15 protein-coding genes are annotated in these 19,251 nt (G+C 47.8%); 4 read left to right on the plus strand and 11 right to left on the minus strand.

The window, feature by feature from the left end; genetic code table 11:
* Nucleotides 1-35: 35 nt before the first annotated feature.
* The 6 genes from GJR95_RS16570 to GJR95_RS16595 all read right to left on the minus strand — a co-directional run bounded on the left by GJR95_RS16570 (nt 36) and on the right by GJR95_RS16595 (nt 10,638).
* A complete protein-coding gene (locus GJR95_RS16570; RefSeq protein ID WP_162386927.1) occupies nt 36-1,259 on the minus strand; it encodes an aminotransferase class V-fold PLP-dependent enzyme in 1,224 nt (407 codons plus the stop codon).
* 30 nt (nt 1,260-1,289) lie between these two features.
* Entirely contained in the window at nt 1,290-1,763 is a 474-nt protein-coding gene (locus GJR95_RS16575) for a RidA family protein (RefSeq protein WP_162386928.1), read from the minus strand.
* A gap of 71 nt (nt 1,764-1,834) precedes the next feature.
* Nucleotides 1,835-3,481 carry an alpha-L-fucosidase gene (locus GJR95_RS16580; protein ID WP_162386929.1) on the minus strand — a complete coding sequence of 549 codons (1,647 nt, stop codon included), beginning with the start codon at nt 3,479-3,481 and terminating at the stop codon, nt 1,835-1,837.
* Nucleotides 3,482-3,543: 62 nt separating this feature from the next.
* Complete coding sequence (locus GJR95_RS16585; RefSeq protein ID WP_162386930.1) at nt 3,544-5,817, minus strand: family 20 glycosylhydrolase; 2,274 nt, start codon at nt 5,815-5,817, stop codon at nt 3,544-3,546.
* A 175-nt stretch (nt 5,818-5,992) separates the two neighbouring features.
* Nucleotides 5,993-7,516, minus strand: a complete 1,524-nt coding sequence (locus GJR95_RS16590; RefSeq protein WP_162386931.1) for a SusD/RagB family nutrient-binding outer membrane lipoprotein — start codon at nt 7,514-7,516, stop codon at nt 5,993-5,995.
* An 8-nt stretch (nt 7,517-7,524) separates the two neighbouring features.
* A complete protein-coding gene (locus tag GJR95_RS16595) occupies nt 7,525-10,638 on the minus strand; it encodes a SusC/RagA family TonB-linked outer membrane protein (RefSeq protein ID WP_162386932.1) in 3,114 nt (1,037 codons plus the stop codon).
* 334 nt (nt 10,639-10,972) lie between these two features.
* Between GJR95_RS16595 and GJR95_RS16600 the strand changes: the two genes are divergently transcribed.
* Both GJR95_RS16600 and GJR95_RS16605 read left to right on the plus strand, forming a co-directional pair.
* Entirely contained in the window at nt 10,973-11,731 is a 759-nt protein-coding gene (locus tag GJR95_RS16600) for a DeoR/GlpR family DNA-binding transcription regulator (RefSeq protein WP_162386933.1), read from the plus strand.
* A gap of 168 nt (nt 11,732-11,899) precedes the next feature.
* Nucleotides 11,900-12,061, plus strand: coding sequence for a lmo0937 family membrane protein (locus tag GJR95_RS16605; protein WP_162386934.1), 162 nt, complete (start codon nt 11,900-11,902; stop codon nt 12,059-12,061).
* A gap of 127 nt (nt 12,062-12,188) precedes the next feature.
* Here GJR95_RS16605 and GJR95_RS16610 read toward each other — a convergent pair whose 3' ends face one another.
* Nucleotides 12,189-12,413 carry a hypothetical protein gene (locus GJR95_RS16610; RefSeq protein ID WP_162386935.1) on the minus strand — a complete coding sequence of 75 codons (225 nt, stop codon included), beginning with the start codon at nt 12,411-12,413 and terminating at the stop codon, nt 12,189-12,191.
* 453 nt (nt 12,414-12,866) lie between these two features.
* Between GJR95_RS16610 and GJR95_RS16615 the strand changes: the two genes are divergently transcribed.
* Nucleotides 12,867-13,244 carry a hypothetical protein gene (locus tag GJR95_RS16615; RefSeq protein ID WP_232541216.1) on the plus strand — a complete coding sequence of 126 codons (378 nt, stop codon included), beginning with the start codon at nt 12,867-12,869 and terminating at the stop codon, nt 13,242-13,244.
* Between the two features lie 502 nt (nt 13,245-13,746).
* Here GJR95_RS16615 and GJR95_RS16620 read toward each other — a convergent pair.
* The 3 genes from GJR95_RS16620 to GJR95_RS16630 all read right to left on the minus strand — a co-directional run bounded on the left by GJR95_RS16620 (nt 13,747) and on the right by GJR95_RS16630 (nt 16,346).
* Nucleotides 13,747-15,618, minus strand: coding sequence for an alkaline phosphatase (locus GJR95_RS16620; RefSeq protein ID WP_162386936.1), 1,872 nt, complete (start codon nt 15,616-15,618; stop codon nt 13,747-13,749).
* A gap of 128 nt (nt 15,619-15,746) precedes the next feature.
* Nucleotides 15,747-15,995: a hypothetical protein gene (locus GJR95_RS16625; RefSeq protein ID WP_162386937.1), complete on the minus strand. Its 249-nt coding sequence runs from the start codon at nt 15,993-15,995 to the stop codon at nt 15,747-15,749.
* A 75-nt stretch (nt 15,996-16,070) separates the two neighbouring features.
* Complete coding sequence (locus GJR95_RS16630) at nt 16,071-16,346, minus strand: hypothetical protein (RefSeq protein WP_162386938.1); 276 nt, start codon at nt 16,344-16,346, stop codon at nt 16,071-16,073.
* 246 nt (nt 16,347-16,592) lie between these two features.
* Between GJR95_RS16630 and GJR95_RS41700 the strand changes: the two genes are divergently transcribed.
* A complete protein-coding gene (locus tag GJR95_RS41700) occupies nt 16,593-16,739 on the plus strand; it encodes a hypothetical protein (protein WP_174260212.1) in 147 nt (48 codons plus the stop codon).
* A gap of 903 nt (nt 16,740-17,642) precedes the next feature.
* On the opposite strand, the gene GJR95_RS16635 is transcribed toward GJR95_RS41700, so the two are convergent.
* Nucleotides 17,643-18,980: a DUF4249 domain-containing protein gene (locus GJR95_RS16635; protein WP_162386939.1), complete on the minus strand. Its 1,338-nt coding sequence runs from the start codon at nt 18,978-18,980 to the stop codon at nt 17,643-17,645.
* Between the last annotated feature and the right edge of the window lie 271 nt (nt 18,981-19,251).

Here is a 19,251-nt window from a genome sequence, read left to right on the forward strand (position 1 = left end):
AGTACCTATTTTCTGTTAGCTGATACGGATACTGGTCAAGCAGCTGCTTTAGAAAGCTCTTCCTTTATCCGCCTGGCTACGATTTTTTCCTGACCGGGTTTCATCATCCAGACAGTGACCCCTATGTTGCTGGGTCCACCACCACCGACCTCAATCGATGGATCGCCTTTCCGCAGGGCTTCCTGAAGGTCTTTACCTGTGATACGCAGCTTGCCGGGGTCCCAGGAAATCCGTAGCGTCGGGGTGTGGTTACCGAGTGGGGGCACGTGTACCTCGACCTGAACACCATTGACAGTTTTGACCGTATTTTCAATGTGAGCGGTACTTTCTTCCCAGGCTTTCCAAACCTTGTCGTGGTCTTCGTTGATGAATTTCTCCAGGGCAACGTACATCCCCAGAATCTCCTCTTTGTTGACTTTCATACCCCGACCGATATTAAACCCGCGAGGTGGCATGTGGAGACGAGCCGCCGAGATGATATCTTTTTTGCCCATCAGAATACCCGCACTTTGTGGCCCTCTCATGGCTTTGCCGCCCGATATTACCACAAAGCTGAAGCCCATATCGTTGAAACGCCACAGGTTTTCAACGGGCGGCACATCGGCGGCAATGTCAATGGACGTTGGAATGTTATGTTTTTTGCCCAGCGCAACCCACTCTTCGTGCATAATCTTGCCTTTGTCGGCTTCGATGTGCAGAAAGTGCATCAGCGCTGTTTTTTCATTGATGGCCTTTTCAACGTCTTCGGCAGTTTCTACCACTACTATTTTGCAGCCCGTATTTATCAGCGCATGGTTGTAAACGATATCATGAGCTTTCTGACAGATGACTTCGGTTTTCATACCGGTTCCTTCCAGATGCGGCAATTTCTCTACTTTTTTCTGGTCCATACCGGTCAGAATACCAGCCAGTCCAAGGGTCATTCCTGCGAAAGCGCCCGACGTTACAACGGCCGCTTCAGCATGTACCATCTGTGCGATTTTAGCACCCACTTTATCCTGAATCTCATCGAGAAGGCAAAATTCTTTAGCTCCGCCGTTAATGGCATCCAGCACTTCGTCGTGCATCAGGGAGCCAGTCATATAGGTCAGTGTACCGGCCGCATTGATAAAGGTTCGCACGCCCAGTTCCTTAAACAGGTCGCGTTTGGGGGTGGCTGGTGCGGTTTCTGGCGACTGTAACGGAAAACCGCCGACAGCCAATCCGCTCACGAGCGGAACGCTCGACAAACGCTTAATGAGTTTTCGTCTGCTTAACATTTGAGTAGAAAAGAAAGAGGAAGTATGATTTTAGATATAGGCAATGCAGTCCATTTCAACCAGTGAATCGCCCGGCACACCGCCATAAACGGCTACCGTTGTACGCACAGGAGGCTTGCTGCCAAAACGGCCTTTGTAGACTTCATTCATCCCTTTGTAATCGTTCAGATCGTGCAGAAACACACTTACTTTCAGCACTTTTTCCATCGAGGAGCCTGCCTTGATCAACTCTTTTTCCAATTCTTTGAGAACTTCATCGGTATGGACTTTAATGTCTCCTTCTTTGTGATAGCCTTTACCTGCCACAAATACCAGGTTACCAAGTTTGGTTGAGCCCGAAAACAGGGGCACATCGTCCTGAGTCACTACGTTGAAGACTTCTTTGGAAGCTGTTGACTCACTGGCTATTTGTTCGGTAGACGCTTTGGTCGTTACACCTAGTCCGGCAACCCCGGCAACGGAAGCGAAAAGGCGTTTTAGGATGGATCTGCGTTGTGCTTTCATGAGCGAATCTGGAGCGTTTATGGAATGATTTACTGTGGTTCTGCGGGTGGCAATTTGGTTACCACTGGCTTTTAATCCAGTCTTAACTTACTAATTCTCTGCGTGTTACCTTCAATCTTCAGGCCATCCTGATACAGAATGGCCCGGTACTCGATTTCGTCGTACGTTTTGATGTTACTACTTACGATTTCAAGCGTCTTCTCACCGGGTTGCAGGATTGGATACACATCGGTTTCCGTCCATTTCTGGTTGAACTCCTCATTCAGCGAACTTTGAACGGGCCGATACTCGAAGCCTATCCGGTAGTTTTTTCCACTACCAGTCTTAGTCAGCTCTGCCGTTAGTTTCAGATTACCATCCGGCGTTTTTTCTGCTTTGACCGTCTTAAAATGAGCGGGCTCGATAGCGGCCTCGATGTTCTTCAATTTTACCACGATCGGGTTCGGCCATTTGTGATTGTTATAAATTCGCTGAGCCCGAACTACCGAAATCCGGAGTCCCTCGGGGGTTTGCTCAAAGCGAGCTTTCCCATCATTTGCTGGCTGGTATTCAACAACATTACCCGTTTGGCCCAACACGCTTATTTCCGTTGACTGGGTTGCTTTCAGTGATTTGAGCAGAAACGTCCGGCGTTCGCCCCGTGGCCAGTCGGGCATATTGGTGAGATAGGCGTAGACCGTATTTTCGTCCTTCTGTTTCGTAAACCAGATATCGCCCTCGTTCCGGACAATCCAGGGCCGCACGTTATGGACAGCCTCCTGGTTGATAAAATGCCACGCGCCAATTTCCATCAGCCGCCCCTGTTGGCCTTCATTCAGATCGCCCCACTGCGTCGGTCCAATGTTGAGCAGGTACGACCCGCCCTTGGCTCGTGATTCGATCAGTATGTTGATCAGTTCGGTTCCGGATTTGTAGTGATCGTTGGTGGGTTTGTAACTCCAGTCCGTCCCCATTGTCATGCAGCTCTCCCAGGCAGTCGTTAGTGTTTCACCGGGGAGGTACTGTTCAGGCGTTTCGAGGACTCCGCGAGTGATCAGGCAGTTTGGCTGGTATTTCCAGACGACAGCTTTCACTTCTTCCCGTAATACGTCGCTGTCGATAAAAAACAGGTCAACCGGCCCATATTTTGTCATTAGCTCCTGACACTGAGCCTCCACGAACTGTTTGTATTTAGTCTGAAAGGGCAGGGCTTTTTCCCAGTGATCGTCGCGGGTGATGTCTTTCATGCCATTGCGATACGCAAACGAGAAATCTTCCGGCGAGTAATAAAACCCAACGGCCAATCCCCACTTTCGGCAGGCATCGACATACTGACGAACAATGTCTTTTTTGTAGGGCGTGTTCATCACCCCAAAATCAGTGGTTTTGGTATCCCACATACAAAACCCAGCGTGGTGCTTAGTCGTGAACATGATGTATTTCATGCCCGCGTTTTTGGCCAGTATTACCAGACGTTCCGGGTCCCAATCCTTTGGATTGAACGTTTTAGGTAATTCATTGATGTATCGGTCTATGTACTCTGGCGACGCCCCGACCAGCGAATGACTAATGACGATACCCAGCTGCGTATCGACGTTCCAGTGAATGAACATCCCAAAACCCGCATCTTTCAGCCATTCTTCCCGTTGTGGTTTATTATGATTCGCCCCAGTCTGCGCAAAAAGACTGGTTGCACTTAGCGTAAGAACGAGTAAGGCAATGATTCTTAAAATTCTCATAAATAACTGAACTATAACCAATTGATCGTTTAGCCTTGCTTAACCAAACGATCGTTAAACACTTACTCAACCCGAAACTCATCGAGCAGTAGCCAGGCCTTCCCGCCTGCGCCATATTCACCAACCGGAATAACCCCTTTGTTTGAAGCGCGTATTCGCACGTAACGCGCCTGAGTCGGTGGAAATGTGCCCAGTACCGGATTGATGCCATTGACTGGAAATTGCGTTTGTCGATATACGTCACGAAATGTTACTCCATCTTCCGAAACCGAGAACCGAAGCGTATCGGGCGCCCACATCCGTTGCCAGTGGTAATTCAGGATGTGAGTACTAATGCTGGAGATGGACTGAATCCGTTGTAAATCAATCTGTATATCAGCATCTTTACCCTGAAACCCAATCCATTCGCCGGAGTTGTAACGACTTGTACCGGAAACCCCATTGACTGCCACGAGCGGGCTGGAAGGCCGATATCCGCCCATTGGTTCGGTTGTAAATGTTACGGGTTTGCCAGTCGCTTTGCTGATCGTCAGCGTTTTTTGAAACACCCGGCCTACCTGCCGACTGCCCTGAAATACAGCCGCTTTTACGTCGCTGGTCTGCTTAATTGAAAGCGGTTGGGTATAGGCCGGACTGGTCGGTGCCGGAGCCGATCCATTGGTCGTGTAGCGAGTGGTTGAACCAGGTAATGTGGTCGAAAGTGTCAACTGTACCGCACCATTGGGGTCAACCGTCACGGTGTCGGTTAGCTCGTCGAAGCAATTGGCGTAGTGGACATTCAGGCGTTTCAGCATGGGTACCTGTTGCCGTAATCGTCGTAAGAAATCGGAGTAGTTCCGATGCTGCCGTTGGCTCCAGCCGATTTCAGCTACGGCAATAGCCCGCGGGAAAATCATGTATTCAGCCTGATCCGGGCTAGTCAGATACTCACTCCAGGCCGTACCCTGAACGCCTTTCAGGTAAACGGCTTCCTCCGCACGGAGATCGGCAGGAACGGGTTCATACCCATAAACCTTGCTTAAGGGTGTATAGCCAGCAGCGGCCAACGGTTCTTCCGGATAGAGCGATTGGTAGTAGTCGAAGTAGACATGGCTTTCGGGCGTCATAATGGCATTGTGCTTTTGCCGAATAGCCTCAATACCACCCTCGATCCCACGCCAGCTCATAACTGTAGCTCCCGGAGATAGTCCCCCTTCCAGAATTTCGTCCCAACCAATCACCTGCCTGCCTTTTTTAGTCAGATGCTGCTCAATCCGTCGAATAAAATAACTCTGTAGTTCGTCTTCGTCTTTCAGGTGTTCTTTGTGGATACGAGCCTGGCATTTTGAGCAGGTCTTCCAGCGGGTTTTTGGGCATTCGTCGCCACCAATGTGGATATACGTTGATGGAAACAGGCTGACAACTTCGTCAAGTACGTTTTCCAGAAATGTAAACGTACTATCATTCCCGGCGCAGAATACCTCATCGAATACACCCCAGAACGTTGCGGCCTGGTAGGGCCCTCCCGGTTGTCCACTGGGTTTGAGACAGCCGAATTGCGGATAGGCGCTTAACGCTGCCATCGCATGGCCCGGCATTTCAATTTCAGGAATGACCGTAACATGGCGTTGGGTTGCATACCGAACAATGTCTTTGATTTCGGCCTGGGTGTAATAGCCACCATAACGCTTTCCATCGAACCGGTGAGGCAGTTCCTTTTTGTGACCGATGAGGGTTTCGGTCCGGTAAGCGGCTTTCTGCTGTAATTCCGGGTATCGTTTGATCTCGATCCGCCAGCCCTGATCGTCGGTCAGATGCCAGTGAAACGTATTGAATTTATACAACGCCAGCAGGTCGATGTATTTCTTAATAAACGCAATTGGAAACAGATGACGACTGACATCGAGATGCATTCCCCGATACGAAAATCGGGGGTAATCACTGATGTCGCAAGCCGCAAGGTCTGCTGATTTCGATTGAGCAATAAGTTGGGTTAGGGATTGCAAACCGTAAAATAGACCTGCCTGATCGTGGCCGGTCAGGCTAATTCCCTGAGGCCGAATTTGCAGTGTATAGCCTTCTGGCTGTGTCACCTGAAGGCTATCGATCCGCAGATCAATGCCTTGTTTTGTCTTTTTCGCAACCAGCGTCAAACCCGTACAGGCCCGAATCTGCGCCTGAGTGATCGCTACTGTCTCTAGCGACACGCCAGGACCAGCCGAAATTCCTACAGTTTTCGTAAGCAGGAATTCACCTGATTTCAGGCTATAGCTTACCGGCTCAGGGATCAGTCCACTCTGTGCGAGCAGATTCCCTGCATTAAGCAATATGATTACTATCGTTAACGAAACGCGCATTTATACTTCGTTCATTTCACGGTTAGGAAATTGGCTGGACTCAAGACGGTCCAGCCAATACTATACATGAGAAAAGGGATTAAATTTTTGTGGATTATCCATTTGCTCACTACTACACCAAATAATTGTCATTAACTATCTTTCGGACTTACGCCCAGAACCGTGCCTAAACAGACTACTGTTTATCCAGCCAAATCGGGGTAAGGAAATTGTTTTCTCCCTGCCGGGAAACGGCACTATTATAGTTCTCCTTGTTCAGGTTCTCTTCGGTTGCTGGATAAAGCATCCGGCGAAAGATTTTCCCACCCGTTATATTCCCGACGTAATTATTGGGAATCAATGCCGGATAACCCGTACGACGCCAGTTCAGAAACACTTCCTGCGAGTTAGGAAAAACCGACACCCAGAATTGCGTATAGATCTGTTCCAGCTGTTTTGCCACCGTAGCGCTGGTTACCAGAGTATTAGCCGCAGCATAGGTATCAATACTGGCCTGAGGAATTACGCCATCGGCCCCATACAGGGCCCATTGCCGCATGGCTGCCTTTATGGCCTGATCATACAATGTCGTCGCCGATTTGGCCGAATACCAACCCCGAACCGCGGCTTCTGCCAGGTAGAAATTAACCTCTGCATTGCTCAGAATCAACATGGGTGAATTCAGCTTCAGAATCGTATTCTGGTTCGGTTCTGAGTAGGTAACAAAATCAGCTGGTTTGGTATTAGGTATGTTGGCAGGCATTCCTTTCTGAATGCTCACATCGGTGTTGGGCTTACCGTTCACATAAACGACCGACAAAACAGGGAGCCGTGGATCGTTCGTCTTTTTGAGGTAGTTGATAAACGTGTCGTAGTATTTACCCCCTTCCGGATTGCTTACACCATCGGCTTTCAGGTAATCGCTGTTCAGCATCCAGTAAGCCAGTGGATTCTGGTTAATGATCTGACCGGAGGAAAGATAGGTGATCCTGGCCATGTCGGCGTCTTCGGTGATCAGGCTTCCCGCAATGGCTTTTTTCACCCAGGTTTCGGCCTGCGCCATATCGGGTTTCGTCATGCGCATCCCCATCCGCAACATGAGCGAATAGGCAAACCTTTTCCATTTCGTCGTGTCGCCACCGTAGACCAGATCAGCTGCGCCAAAACTCGATTTCGCTGGATCGAAGAGAGCAATAGCTTTCTCAAGTTCGCTCAGCATATCGGCGTAAATATCCTTCTGCGCGTCGTAGGTCGGCTTGAATATACTTTTTGTATAGCCCAAAGCAGCCTGCGAATACGGAATGTCACCATATAAATCTGTAATCTTGGAAAAGCTGTAAACACGCCATATTTTAGCAATAGCGAGCTTGTTCACCATCGCCGGATCTTTTTCCAATCCCCGGATCACCTCCCCTATTTCATTGATTTCGTTCGGATACGCATTGCTGAAAACCGTATAGGGCGCGGTTCCCTGATTGAAAATGTATTTTGATCCCCAGCTGGCAACATCATTGTAGCTGGTCGTGTATTGCATGGTTCCCTGTAACCCCGTAATGACGTTCCCAACGGCGTCGTACTGTGCTTTGGTGAATACAAAATCCGGGCTTACCGTACTGGATGCATCGGGGTTGATATTGAGCTCTTCCAGCCCCTTGTCGCAACTTTGCAGTGTGCAGAGTGCCACCAGGCAATAGGTGAATTTATAAAGTCGATTTTTCATGGGTGTCATTAGAATTTTACGATGAGGTTCACGCCATAGCTACGGGTGCGCGGTAATCCTAAGGATTCAAAGCCCTGGTTCGAGCTGTTGGTGAAACTCTGCTCCGGATCGAAGTTGTCGGTCTGTTTGTAGAGGGTCAACAGGTTACGTGCCACGAATGAAACACTAGCCGACTGAAGCCGAACAAACTTTAGCGTACTGACCGGGATGCTGTAGCTAAAAATCACCTGACGAAGCTTCACGAAGCTGCCATCATGCAGAAACAGGTCCGTGTAGTTTTTGTCGTTGTCGTAATACGTACGCAGGTTTTCTTTGGCAACTTTGTTTGTGTATACATCGCCCTTGGCTGTCACACCCGTTACGGTCAGCCCGTTTTCGCGGCCATCCAGCGTCCGTTTCAATTTACCCATGCGGTTGGCATACACCTCCATCACCGAGAATACCTTGTTGCCAAATTTGCCATCGAGCAGAATATTCAGCGAGAAATTCTTGTAGCGAAACTCATTCGTCAGACCCATCGTCAGCGGGGGAACGCCTTTCCCTAATTCCTGAAGGGCCGATTTTTGGGCAAACCCTGTTGTCGGGTCGTACACGATGTTACCATTCGCATCACGAACGCGGGTGGTTCCAACGATTGTGCCATAAGAGCGGCCTTCGATGGAGTTAATGTAAGCCCAGTTCCCAACCGATGTAGCCATCTGCATCGAACTGATGCCATCGGCCAGTTTAATGACTTTACTGTCGTTATAAGCCACGTTGTAACTCAGGTTCCAGCCGAAATTCGACGTCCGGATCGGGTTGACCGTTACCAGCGCTTCGATACCCCGGTTATTGAGTTTCCCAACGTTCAGGTATACGGAGTTGTAACCTGAAGTTGGCGACGTACTGGTTTGAACGATATCGTTCGTGGTGGCCCGGTTATAGTAAGTCAGATCGAGGCCCAGCCGTTTATTTAAAAACTGCAGGTCGACGCCAACTTCAAACGTGGTCGAAGTCAATGGTTTCAGGTCTGAATTCGTGAGCCCTCCATTCACAACTGTATTGGTGGTTACATTCTGAAGTGGCTGCCCTGAACTTGGCACCATTGAATAAGTCAGGTTTACCACGTACGGATCAGGAGTAGCACCACCCACCTGCGCCCAGGATGCCCGTACTTTAGCATAATCAATCAGTCGGGGTAGTTGAATCGCCTGCGACAGCACAAAACTTCCGCCAACGGATGGGTAGAATATCGTGTTATTTTTTGGACTCAACGTCGAGAACCAGTCCTGCCGCCCGGTCATGGTCAGGAAGGCCACGCCTTTATAGTCGAGGTCAACCGATCCGAATACAGAGTTGGTCCGGGTATGCTGATTGAGCGGTACGGTACTGGTCGTTGCCAGGTTAGTAGAGCTGTAGAAATAGGGAATCGTGAAGGTCGAACCGAACAAATTCAACTGATTATAATTGAAACTCCGCTGGTTCATACCAGCCAGTGCCGACAGGCCAAAATGCCCAAATGTTGTATTGTAATTAGCCGTGAGCATCGTATTTGTTTCGCTCACGTCGGTTTTTAGCTGATTATACTGTCCGTTCGGAATATAGCGGGTTCCGGTTGGCAGGACGTATGTATAATTGTAGTTGTAAAAATCACGGCTAACGGTCCCTTTCGCTGACAGGTTTTTCAGGATTTTGTACGTCAGTCCTAACTGGCCGATGAAGCGATTTTTGGTATCGTCCTGCTTATATTTATTGACAACAAAATAACTATTGGAGGCTATGTCGGCGTCATTCCAGGCTATTTCATTGCCACTGGCGTCATATCCCGGGCTTAACCACCGAATATCGGAGGTATTTCCGATCATGTACGGAGTCCAGTTAGGATTACCCAGTGCATCGCCAGCGCCCGTCTTATTATGGCCGGTTTCCAGGGTGTATTGAGCCAATGCTTCAATGGCTATTTTTTCGCCAAACGCACCATTTATATTCAGGTTGCCGGTTTTACGATTATACGTATTGGTCGGCAGAATCCCTTTTGCGTCCAGATCGGCAACCGAAAAACGATAGTTAACTTTCTCATTACCACCCGTAAATGCCAGCGTATTGGTAAATGTTTTACCGGTCTGGTAGAAGTTTTTGATGTTATTTTTCTGCGCCGAATACGGATGCGTCAATCCATCGGCCGCTACGAAATCCGACCCATCGATTTTAGCACCCCAGGACCGCCGTCCCCAGGCAATGCCTTGTGCCTGTGTGGTCGGTTTGGCTGCTCCGTCGCCCTGGCCATACTCATACTGCCAGTCGGGAAAAACGGCAGCATTTTCCATCGTAAACGTCGAATTATACTCTACGCCGATACCACGCTGCGCTTTCCCTTTTTTGGTCGTAATCAAAATGACCCCATTCGCTGCTCTGGAGCCATACAATGCCGCAGCAGTACCGCCTTTCAATACGCTGATCGACTCAATATCATCGGGGTTAATCCCGGCGATTCCATCGCCACGGTCCACGTTCCCCTGGCCACCGTTGGGCGTCGCGCTACCACCCGGAACGGTATTATCGATGGGCATACCATTAATCACATACAACGGTTGGTTATCACCCGTCAGGGAGCCATTTCCCCGAATGATAATCCGGCTTGAGCCACCCGGCCCCGTTGATAATCCGGTTGCATTGACGCCCGCAATTTTACCCGAGAGCGCATTGGCAACGTTGTTTTCCCGAGCCTGGGTAAATTCCGCTCCTTTTACTTCCGTAACCGAATACCCCAGCGCTTTTTTGTCTTTGGCTATCCCGAGCGCCGTCACAACGACTTCACCGAGTTGTGTGGCATCTTCCTTCAGACCGATATTGACCGTCGAACGTCCTGCCGCACTAATCTCCTGCGCAACAAATCCGATGTACGAGAAAATTACCGTTGCCTGTGGACTCGATAAATTGATCGAGTAGTTGCCATCGCTGTCGGTCACAGTGCCTTTGGTCGATCCTTTTTCAACTATTGTAACGCCCGGTAATGATGCGCCATCACCGGCATTCGTCACTTTACCGGAAATCGTCTGTGCTAAGGTTGGCGCACTTAGCACAAGAAGTACCGTTAAGAGCTTGCCCAAACGAGCAAGCCTGGGTAGTAACTTACATTTCATAGAGATGCCACATTAATGGTTGACTAGATAGGTTAATACTGACGAAAGCAACTGCTGTTTGCAAATTTTGCAATATTAATCTGCAATTTTTGCGCAATATAGGGAGCTAAAACTAGTATATGCAAACAATATTTTATTTTTTTGCATCAAATCAACCAATTCTATGCAAATGATACGATTTACTTATGTTTTATAGAAGACATTTGAAATATTTACGAACTTCATAGCAAAAACTGCGGTAAAGTGTCAGGCTTTTTGTTAAGATATAATACGGATGGGTAAGATTTAGCCCTATTTTTGCTTTTACGTCGAATAACTGATCTCCGATCACTCTATGTCAATTGCTTTTTTAAAGGACGAGCGTAAAGAATTGATTATAAAGCAGGTAAGCCTTCATACTCGCATGAGTCTGACTGATCTGGCCGCTACACTCAACGTTTCAGAAGATACCGTTCGGCGCGACATTAACGATTTGTCAGATGAGGGGAAGCTGATAAAAATACGCGGGGGAGCCATGTCGAAGGCTTACCATCACTCCTCACAATTGCAGGAAACGTATGCGCATCAAAGCAAAATTACGATTGCCGAGAAAGCCCTGACTCTGCTGCACGATGGCATGCTGATTCTGATGGGTGGTGGAACCACTATCCGGGAGTTTATCAAAATGATTCCGGCCGATTTAAAAGCAACGTTCATAACGGTGAATCCACTGACAGCGGTTGAACTGCTCGATAAACCGAACCTGGAAATCATTATGATTGGTGGCCAAATCTCCCGCTACAGCCAGATGAGCGTTGGTGGTGAAGTCTATCAGCGATTATCCGAATTGAAGGTAGACCTGTGTATTATGGGTACGAATGCCATCGACCCGAAAGAAGGTCTCACTGACTCAGACTGGGAAACGGTGCAGGCAAAAAAAGCCATGATCCGGGCTGCTGAGAAAGTGGCCGTACTGGCTATTTCCGAGAAAATGAATAGCGTGATGCGTATGAAAGTAGCTGATCTGGGCCAGATTGATTATCTGGTCACGGAGCTCTCTGCTGATTCAGTCCAACTAGCACCCTACCGGGCCGGAAAAATCAACGTACTGTAAATCAATCACATGCGATTAATTTTCGGAAATAATTTAATCGCATGTCCGTTAAAACATGACTATATGTACAGATAGTTGTCCCATTCGCTCAGGTTTTTAGCCATTTGAGTAACGAGAAAGTTCTAGTTTCAATATCACATTGATACTCAACTTAAGCTTCTTTACGTCATGGGCAATTTACTGTACACCATCGCTGTCATTTTAATCATAATCTGGCTGCTGGGCTTTTTAGGGTTTAATAGCTTTGGCATGGGCGGCCTGATTCACGTGTTACTGGTTATCGCCATTATTGCCGTTGTGCTCCGACTCATTCAGGGTCGAAGCGTTTGATAGATCACGAATAGAATCCTGTAAAAAAAGCCAGCTTCTGTCAGAAGCTGGCTTTTTTTACAGGATTCTATTCGTGCTTTTTGTTTAGGGAGAGATCATTCCTGAAATGGCATGTCGTTGTCGTTTCTTAGTCAGCTTTCTCAATCGCCAGCCGTACCAACCTTCCAACCTCATTCCAGTATAAAGCAACATGTCCATCAGACCGCTCTGCCAGAAGCTTGTACCCATGTTCATTGGCATATTGCCGGCAAGCCGACAGCATATCTAACCCATTTGCGAAAGGAACTACCGTTCGCTTCTCTCCCATTGGTACATCCTGAGACCAACTCATTGAGATTACCTGATACTTCATAACGGTTTCTGATTAATGACTGTCTTCTCAATTAATGACTACAAGTCCAGTATTCTACTTGTGTCATCTATTTATGTGTTGACCTTATTAAATGTGAAAGGGTTGTAGCTAACTAATTTTTTTTCGCTCAGGTACCGATCCAACGGATACACAGAACGGTTGACCCTATCCAGGTAAATTGGTGTAGTCCATAAAACAGTTGGTGTAGCATTATCGACGCCCAGTTACCTGATTTCTACACCTCACCAGTTGCAGTTTTTCGCGTGGTCTATTCCTGATCTACTTTTGTCCGCAAGTGAACAACGGTTGTCCAGATGCGGACAGTAGCAAGTATTGGCACAAAGCGCAACTAACTGATAATCAGCAGTTGCCTTACATTGGCACAACCTTTGGCTTATCTATAATGAACAGATAAACAACTCAATCTCACAAACACTAAACAACAATACAACCATGTTACTACCATTGATGAACAAATTGGCCGCTTCAATTCTGATGAGCACTGCCACCCTCGTAAACCCTACTACGCCAAAAACACTCTCTTTCGATGCAAGTGCCTATGTAACGATCAACAACCAGATCCGCGTTGCAGTCGTCAAGTCTGCCGACGTCCCCGTTGTTATCCTGCTTCGTAGTTCAGACCATCGGATTGTTTTCCGTCAGAGCATCGATAAGAAAGCCGAAAAATATGCAGTGAAGCTAAATGTTGATGAGTTGGTCGATGGCAAGTATGAGCTGGAAGTAGCCTCAAAAGAAGGCAGCATCCGGAAGCAATTGAATCTGTCTTCTCAGCCCGTGCAGCAAGCCAGCCGGGTTGTGGCCATGCAATAAGACAGACATTATAGTTCCACCTACACATTACCCGAAAGCCCGGCACAAGTCGGGCTTTCGTATTTAGTCAATGGCTGGTTTGCCAGGTTCAGTTATGATTCTACAGTTCTATACTGAACATTTGGAGTCGCATTTGACGAGTTATCCTGCTTGTATCGGCTTCCTGCACTTACTGATGGTTGATTAAATCGGTAAAGTTGATGAGGTCGTTACTTTCTTTAACAGCGTTTAGCGGGTATTGACGTGAGGTCAGGTTCTTCAACCTGGCCTCTGCGGTTTTGAGAAACCTCGTCAATTGGTTTTAAGAAACCGATATCACATCACAGAAATCAACGCCACAGCGATGGCGATATACCGTATTTCACAAATTAATACGTTGTCAATCGGCCGTGATCTGGCAGTAATGCCAACAACTTAAACTGTGCATCATCAATGACTTAGTGAATACCAGACATGCTAACGTTCAGCATCCCGGTTAAGTCGACTTCACCAAAACGTCTAGTCAGTGGGTGACCTTGTTCGTTAGCTTTTGAGGTCGGGAATGATAGCGCTTTAGAATAGACATGATCTTATGGTGAATCTGGGTATTCTCATAAACGCCCCGGAAGTCGAGTGAATGAGGGCCGTAAGCAAACACAGGCACCATTATTCCCGAGTGATCATTGGTACTGAAATGACCATCCACATAACCGCGCTTCAGGTCGCCATCGAGCAAACTCAATCCACCCGTTTCATGATCTGCGGTGATGATTACGAGTGTTTCGCCATTGGAATCAGCAAAACGCATGGCCTCCCCAATGGTTCGATCGAAATCCAGCATTTCCTGAACGACATAGCTCATTTCATTGGCATGACCACCGTAGTCGATCTGAGCGCCTTCAGCCATAATAAAGAAGCCATTCTTATTTTCTTTTAACTCCGTAAGCGTTTTTTGAAGGCTTTTGACCAGAAAATCCTGGCGACCTTGTTTTATCGGAACGACCGCCTGATCATCGAGCAGCACGAAGGGGCGTTTGAGTCCTTCCAATTGGTTAAAGCTCGTACCAATCTGGTATCCTCGCTGACGAAGTGTATCCAATACTTTTTCTTCCTGAAAATACCGATAACCACCACCAATCAGAATTTGCACGGGCTCTCTCAAAAAATCGCCCGCAATTTCCCGTTCAAAGGCACGGTCTGGCTGGTGTGCATAAAAAACTGCCGGAGTTGCATCGGTAATCGGTCCCGCAGAAACAAGGCCACTGACCATGTCCCATTTTTTTATGAGAGTCGGAATGGCAGGCCACTGCCTGCCCGTCGAATCGACACCAATGGCCCGGTTGTTGGTTTTCTGACCGGTAGCCATGGCCGTTCCTCCGGCGGCCGAATCGGTAATATACGTGTCGGCGGCACTCGTTTTAGAGAACCCGATATTGAGCAGTTTTGCCAGATTAAGATCTCCCCGGTTAGCCGTGAGTCCGGCATAGATCTGGGCAAGACCCATCCCATCACCAATCAGCAGAATAACATTTTTGACACGACTACGGCTATCATTGTTGCGGTAAATGGGCTGATAAACCGGGTAGGGTGCAGGATTCTGATATTCGGCGGTTGGGCGTAAACTCAGGAAATGACCAAGCGGAGCGATCTGATCGGTATTGATAAAGTCAACTTCCAGATTCATCAGCGTTTTCCAGGTGTTGATGTTATCGGGCGTAGCCCAGAATCGAATCTTCTTCCCCTGACGATGAACCTGCTGAATTACTTGCTGAATCCTGACCCGTTCTTTTTTGACAATAAGTCCCTTTCCATTCCAACGGCTGTACTGGGTAAAGCTCTGGCTAATTAACCCAATGTGGCCTGCCTGTTCAGGCGTATAATCGACCTCAGGTCGACCATCGAAAAGAATCCAGTCAGGGTATTGCTTAAATTGATCAGGTGCAGGCACATTGCCACTCACGACAACCCGCACCGGACCACCCGTACCAAAAACGTCTGGATAAGCACTCAGCGCCTGTACCAATAGTGGTAAAGACAGCCGAGCCGGTGTTTTCAGGTCGATCAGCCATTGAAGGCCATAGGTAGCTCCCGGATAAATTTGTCCTTTACCCGACCGGACTTTTTCCACAATTGGCTTGATGTACAAAGCCTCCAGCGTCCGACTGGCGGTTATATCGGCCGAATCATGGGCCACGTAGAGTTGCCCGTCCCGCCGGTAAACATCCGCTTCAATTGACCCAAATTTCTGGTCATAAGCCTGCCAGAACGGAATCGTCTGTTCATAGTCGTTATGCGAGTGGGCCTGGGCAGGTGTATAGCGACTAGCTGACTGGGCTCTGCCGTTGGAAACGACGAGAGCCCAGAACAGCATCGACAAAAGCAGCGGACTTTTCATTGAGTGATTAGCAAGCCGTCCTACTGATAAAGCAGTAACGGTCAGAGCGCTTTCGGTTTACTGAAGCACGGATAAATTTTTCCGGCCTGATTTGCGGCAAACAGGCCGGTATGTGTTTTTATAGTAAACTAAGCCATTACACTTGCATCGGCCTCGCTCAGTTTCGCCTGTACTGCCCGAGCAAACGATACTTTGTCCGATTTTCGGTATTGTTCCGGAGACAAAGCTCCTGAATCGGGCGTAAAATCATCGGCAATGTGTAGGCAGGCTGCCCAAACTTCCGGATTTGTAACAATTTTGTACTGGCGAATGGGTGTATCGGCCCCAAACCAAAGCCCGATAATATTACTGATAGTTACTTTCATTCGATGAGCCATCGGTACTTGCATTTATTGAAAAAGATGAAGACGTGATTTGCATTTATTCTCACTTTACCGGCCTTACTTGTACGCCTAGCCGTCGCTGGGCTGCATAAGTCCCGCGAATGGAGAAATTGCGGTCAAATATTCACGGGCAATCTTACGGATCGAATCCAACGCTATTCCATCAATGAATTGGCCAGCATGGTCATAGAGCGTAGCCTTGTCGGTCAGACCGTCATAGATGCCCTGTGGCATCAGTTCATGGTCTTCATAACCCCAGAATAAAAAATCCAGTGCGTCAACTAAGCTCTCAAACCCAAGGCTACGGACGGTTTGCAGTTGATTAAAAACAGCGATAAAGCGCATAGTAAATCATCATGTCGTTTACGCAGCAAAGGTAGCTGGCTCCCAATAAGGCTACGTTAAGCCTATATTATAAAATGGAAAATTCGCCTGAACCACCCGATTTAGATACCGACAGATCAACTTGTAGCCTCACTTCATTCGGAAGTAAATATGTAGAAAAGCGTCATTTTCATAACAATTTCATAACCAGTTTTGGGGTGACAGCCAGGAATTTGACTAGTCAAATCAGGGTAATTACTGCTGGCTATGATTTCCCATTGGATTAACGAGCTGATGAACCTGTTGGCGGGCAACAGCCGCTACGTTCATTACACCCGACTCAGGAAGCTTGTCTTTATCGGCATTCTATTCCTCTTTTTGGTCATCTCCATCCTGTTGTTCTTTTTCGTGTAGTCTCCCTCAGCAGATAGAGAATATATAGTTGAAACACTGTTTGCAGTAAGCTGTAGGCATTGCTCTCATTTGGCGATAGCTAGTCTCTGGCTAACCTTTTCTGTCGTGTAGTTATTTACCGTTTACTCAATTAGCACTATCCGGCATTTGCTTTTGGAGCCAGTACCAATTGGGCAAGATCTTAATAATCCAGTGTCAGTCTGGACGCAAAATTGTTATGTACGATGGGATACACACAGCTATACATACCAAAATGTTGGTAACTTCGTATTACCCACATGGATAAGCTTAACCGTTGCGGAAAAAGGAATCCATTATTTCCGGGCTTATATCATCCTAAAAGATGGTACTACCCTCTACAGCCGAGTGGGTACGTTTTTGCCCCAGTGAATTTCAACAAGTAGATCAACCGAGAATTACATTATATTTACTACCTGTTATTTCTGCTTTCTGCTATGACAATCATTATTATCTGTGTCGGAATCGTAGATGCTTTAGTCGGCGCTTTTCTCTTCAAAAGCATGCTCAGTTCCGATAAATTAGATCATCCAGCCCGGTTTGGCAATTTATTAACCTCCTGTTTAATGCTGAGCAGTGGCATACTTCTGCTTTCACTGATGTTTTGGGGCACTAGTTTTTAGGGAGTCACCCGCATTTCTTTGGGTTGATCAGACCAACCGCTTTGACTTACGAATCATCGTTCCAATTCATCGCGGATTGTACCTATCCTACTATAAGCAGTACAAGTATTGCCAGTTAAAATCAGGAATACGGGTATTGGCTACTTTTCTGTTATCTACGTGCGGTAGCTATTGCAAATGTAAAGTCTACCTTTCACTTTCGACTGATATTGACCGGATCGAATTAGTCCATATAACAACCACGCTAAGTAGAGGACAGGTTTTAGTCCTTCCACCCTTCTGGCTTGAACGGTGTTTGTCGGTCACTTTGCAGGCAGGGTGCCAGGGGAGGCCGGTCGGCGTTTGGCCATAAGCGAACCTTGGCTTTTTGTCGCTCGCCCAGATACGGTGGAGAAGGTTCTAAAGTAGGCTGACGGGCGTTGAGTGCATAGAACAAACCATCACTGACTGATCCGTAGGAGCCATTGGCCCGCGTCGTATCCACTGGCCCAGTCGCACCATAGGATACACCTTTCGTATCTTTACGATCCAGCCAATAGTGAACCAGCGAAATGGCTGACGCCGAAAAGTAGCCCACTGCCCGACTTTGTGGTTGATCTGCCTGATACACGTTACCCCCTAAAGCCGAAGGTGGCGTATCGGCCAAGCCACCTGTATGCTGGGTCTGCTCCTGAAAGAGCTTATAATACCGGTAAGCATCAGCGGTCAGGGATAACTGGCGTACATCGACCAGACCAGGGCCGTTATCATAATAGGGAATCTGAGCCACGCGTTGCTGGATGATAGGTCTGCCATTGGTGAACTGATCGTCAAATACCAAAATATCATACCCATAAATCAGTTGCCAACACGGCGTCTGGCATCCATAATCATAAATCCAGTTCTCCTTTGGAACTTCAGGCGCTTCTTCCCCTGCCTTACCCGCCGGGGGACTAAAACAATCTTCATACAGTTCTGTGCCTGTTACAAAGTAATCACGAGCTCTGTAAACATTAGGCAGCACCTTGTATTTTGAGTAAACACCCTGCCGACAGCTATGGCACCAGTACTGACGCTCCCAGAGTTTCCATTCCCAACGGTAATAATTGCGCTCGCTGCCAGGGTCCTGGCTGTCAATAAATATGTCATGAGCAGCCGTATAGCCGTTTAGTTGTTGCAGGGATAAGCTGGCAGGATTAAAGCGGGCGGTTATTCTGTCAATCGGTGCGACGAATGGCATTACCTGCTGGCTGGATACATAGCGGGTTCCGTCGGGGAGGGTAAAGCGAAGTTGATAGGCATGGCCCACCTGCCCTCTGAAATCGCCAGGCAGTTGATAGCTGCCATCCAGAGTCTCATGACAGGTAATGAGCTGCGAAGAATCGACCATGATGTCCACAGATGCTTTCGTAACGGGCACTGTCGTGAATTGCCCGGTTAGTCGATCCGCCTGTGCCTGACTAAGCTTAATAATCTGGGGCTCCGCCAGGTTGGTCAGCGTACCCTCAACCAGGAGAATTGTCTTTGTCGAAGACAAGGTCGTTTCCTCTGGATCAATACAAGCGATGGGTAAGATGAATACCAGTAAACTCATGAACACATAGGATGCAACTGTGCGCATAACTGGGATTTGGGTAAATGATGAACTGTTGATAAAATCAGTTGAAGGCTCTATTCTACTATTTTAGTTCTCTTTTCAACGAATGGATACCGCTTCCCGTCACAAAACGATCCTATCAAGTCGCCGTTTCGGGTTCGACATTTGACTTGCTGGCCCAGACCGAATCGTATCCGGTCAATGGGATGACCTATTGTCCTCACGATACGGGTTCTGGTGAGTTTATGACCAATAGGGTTACTAGAACCAACCTGTAAGCTGAATAAGAGTAAGT

Origin of the sequence: Spirosoma endbachense (assembly GCF_010233585.1) — a bacterium.
GTDB lineage: Bacteria > Bacteroidota > Bacteroidia > Cytophagales > Spirosomataceae > Spirosoma > Spirosoma endbachense.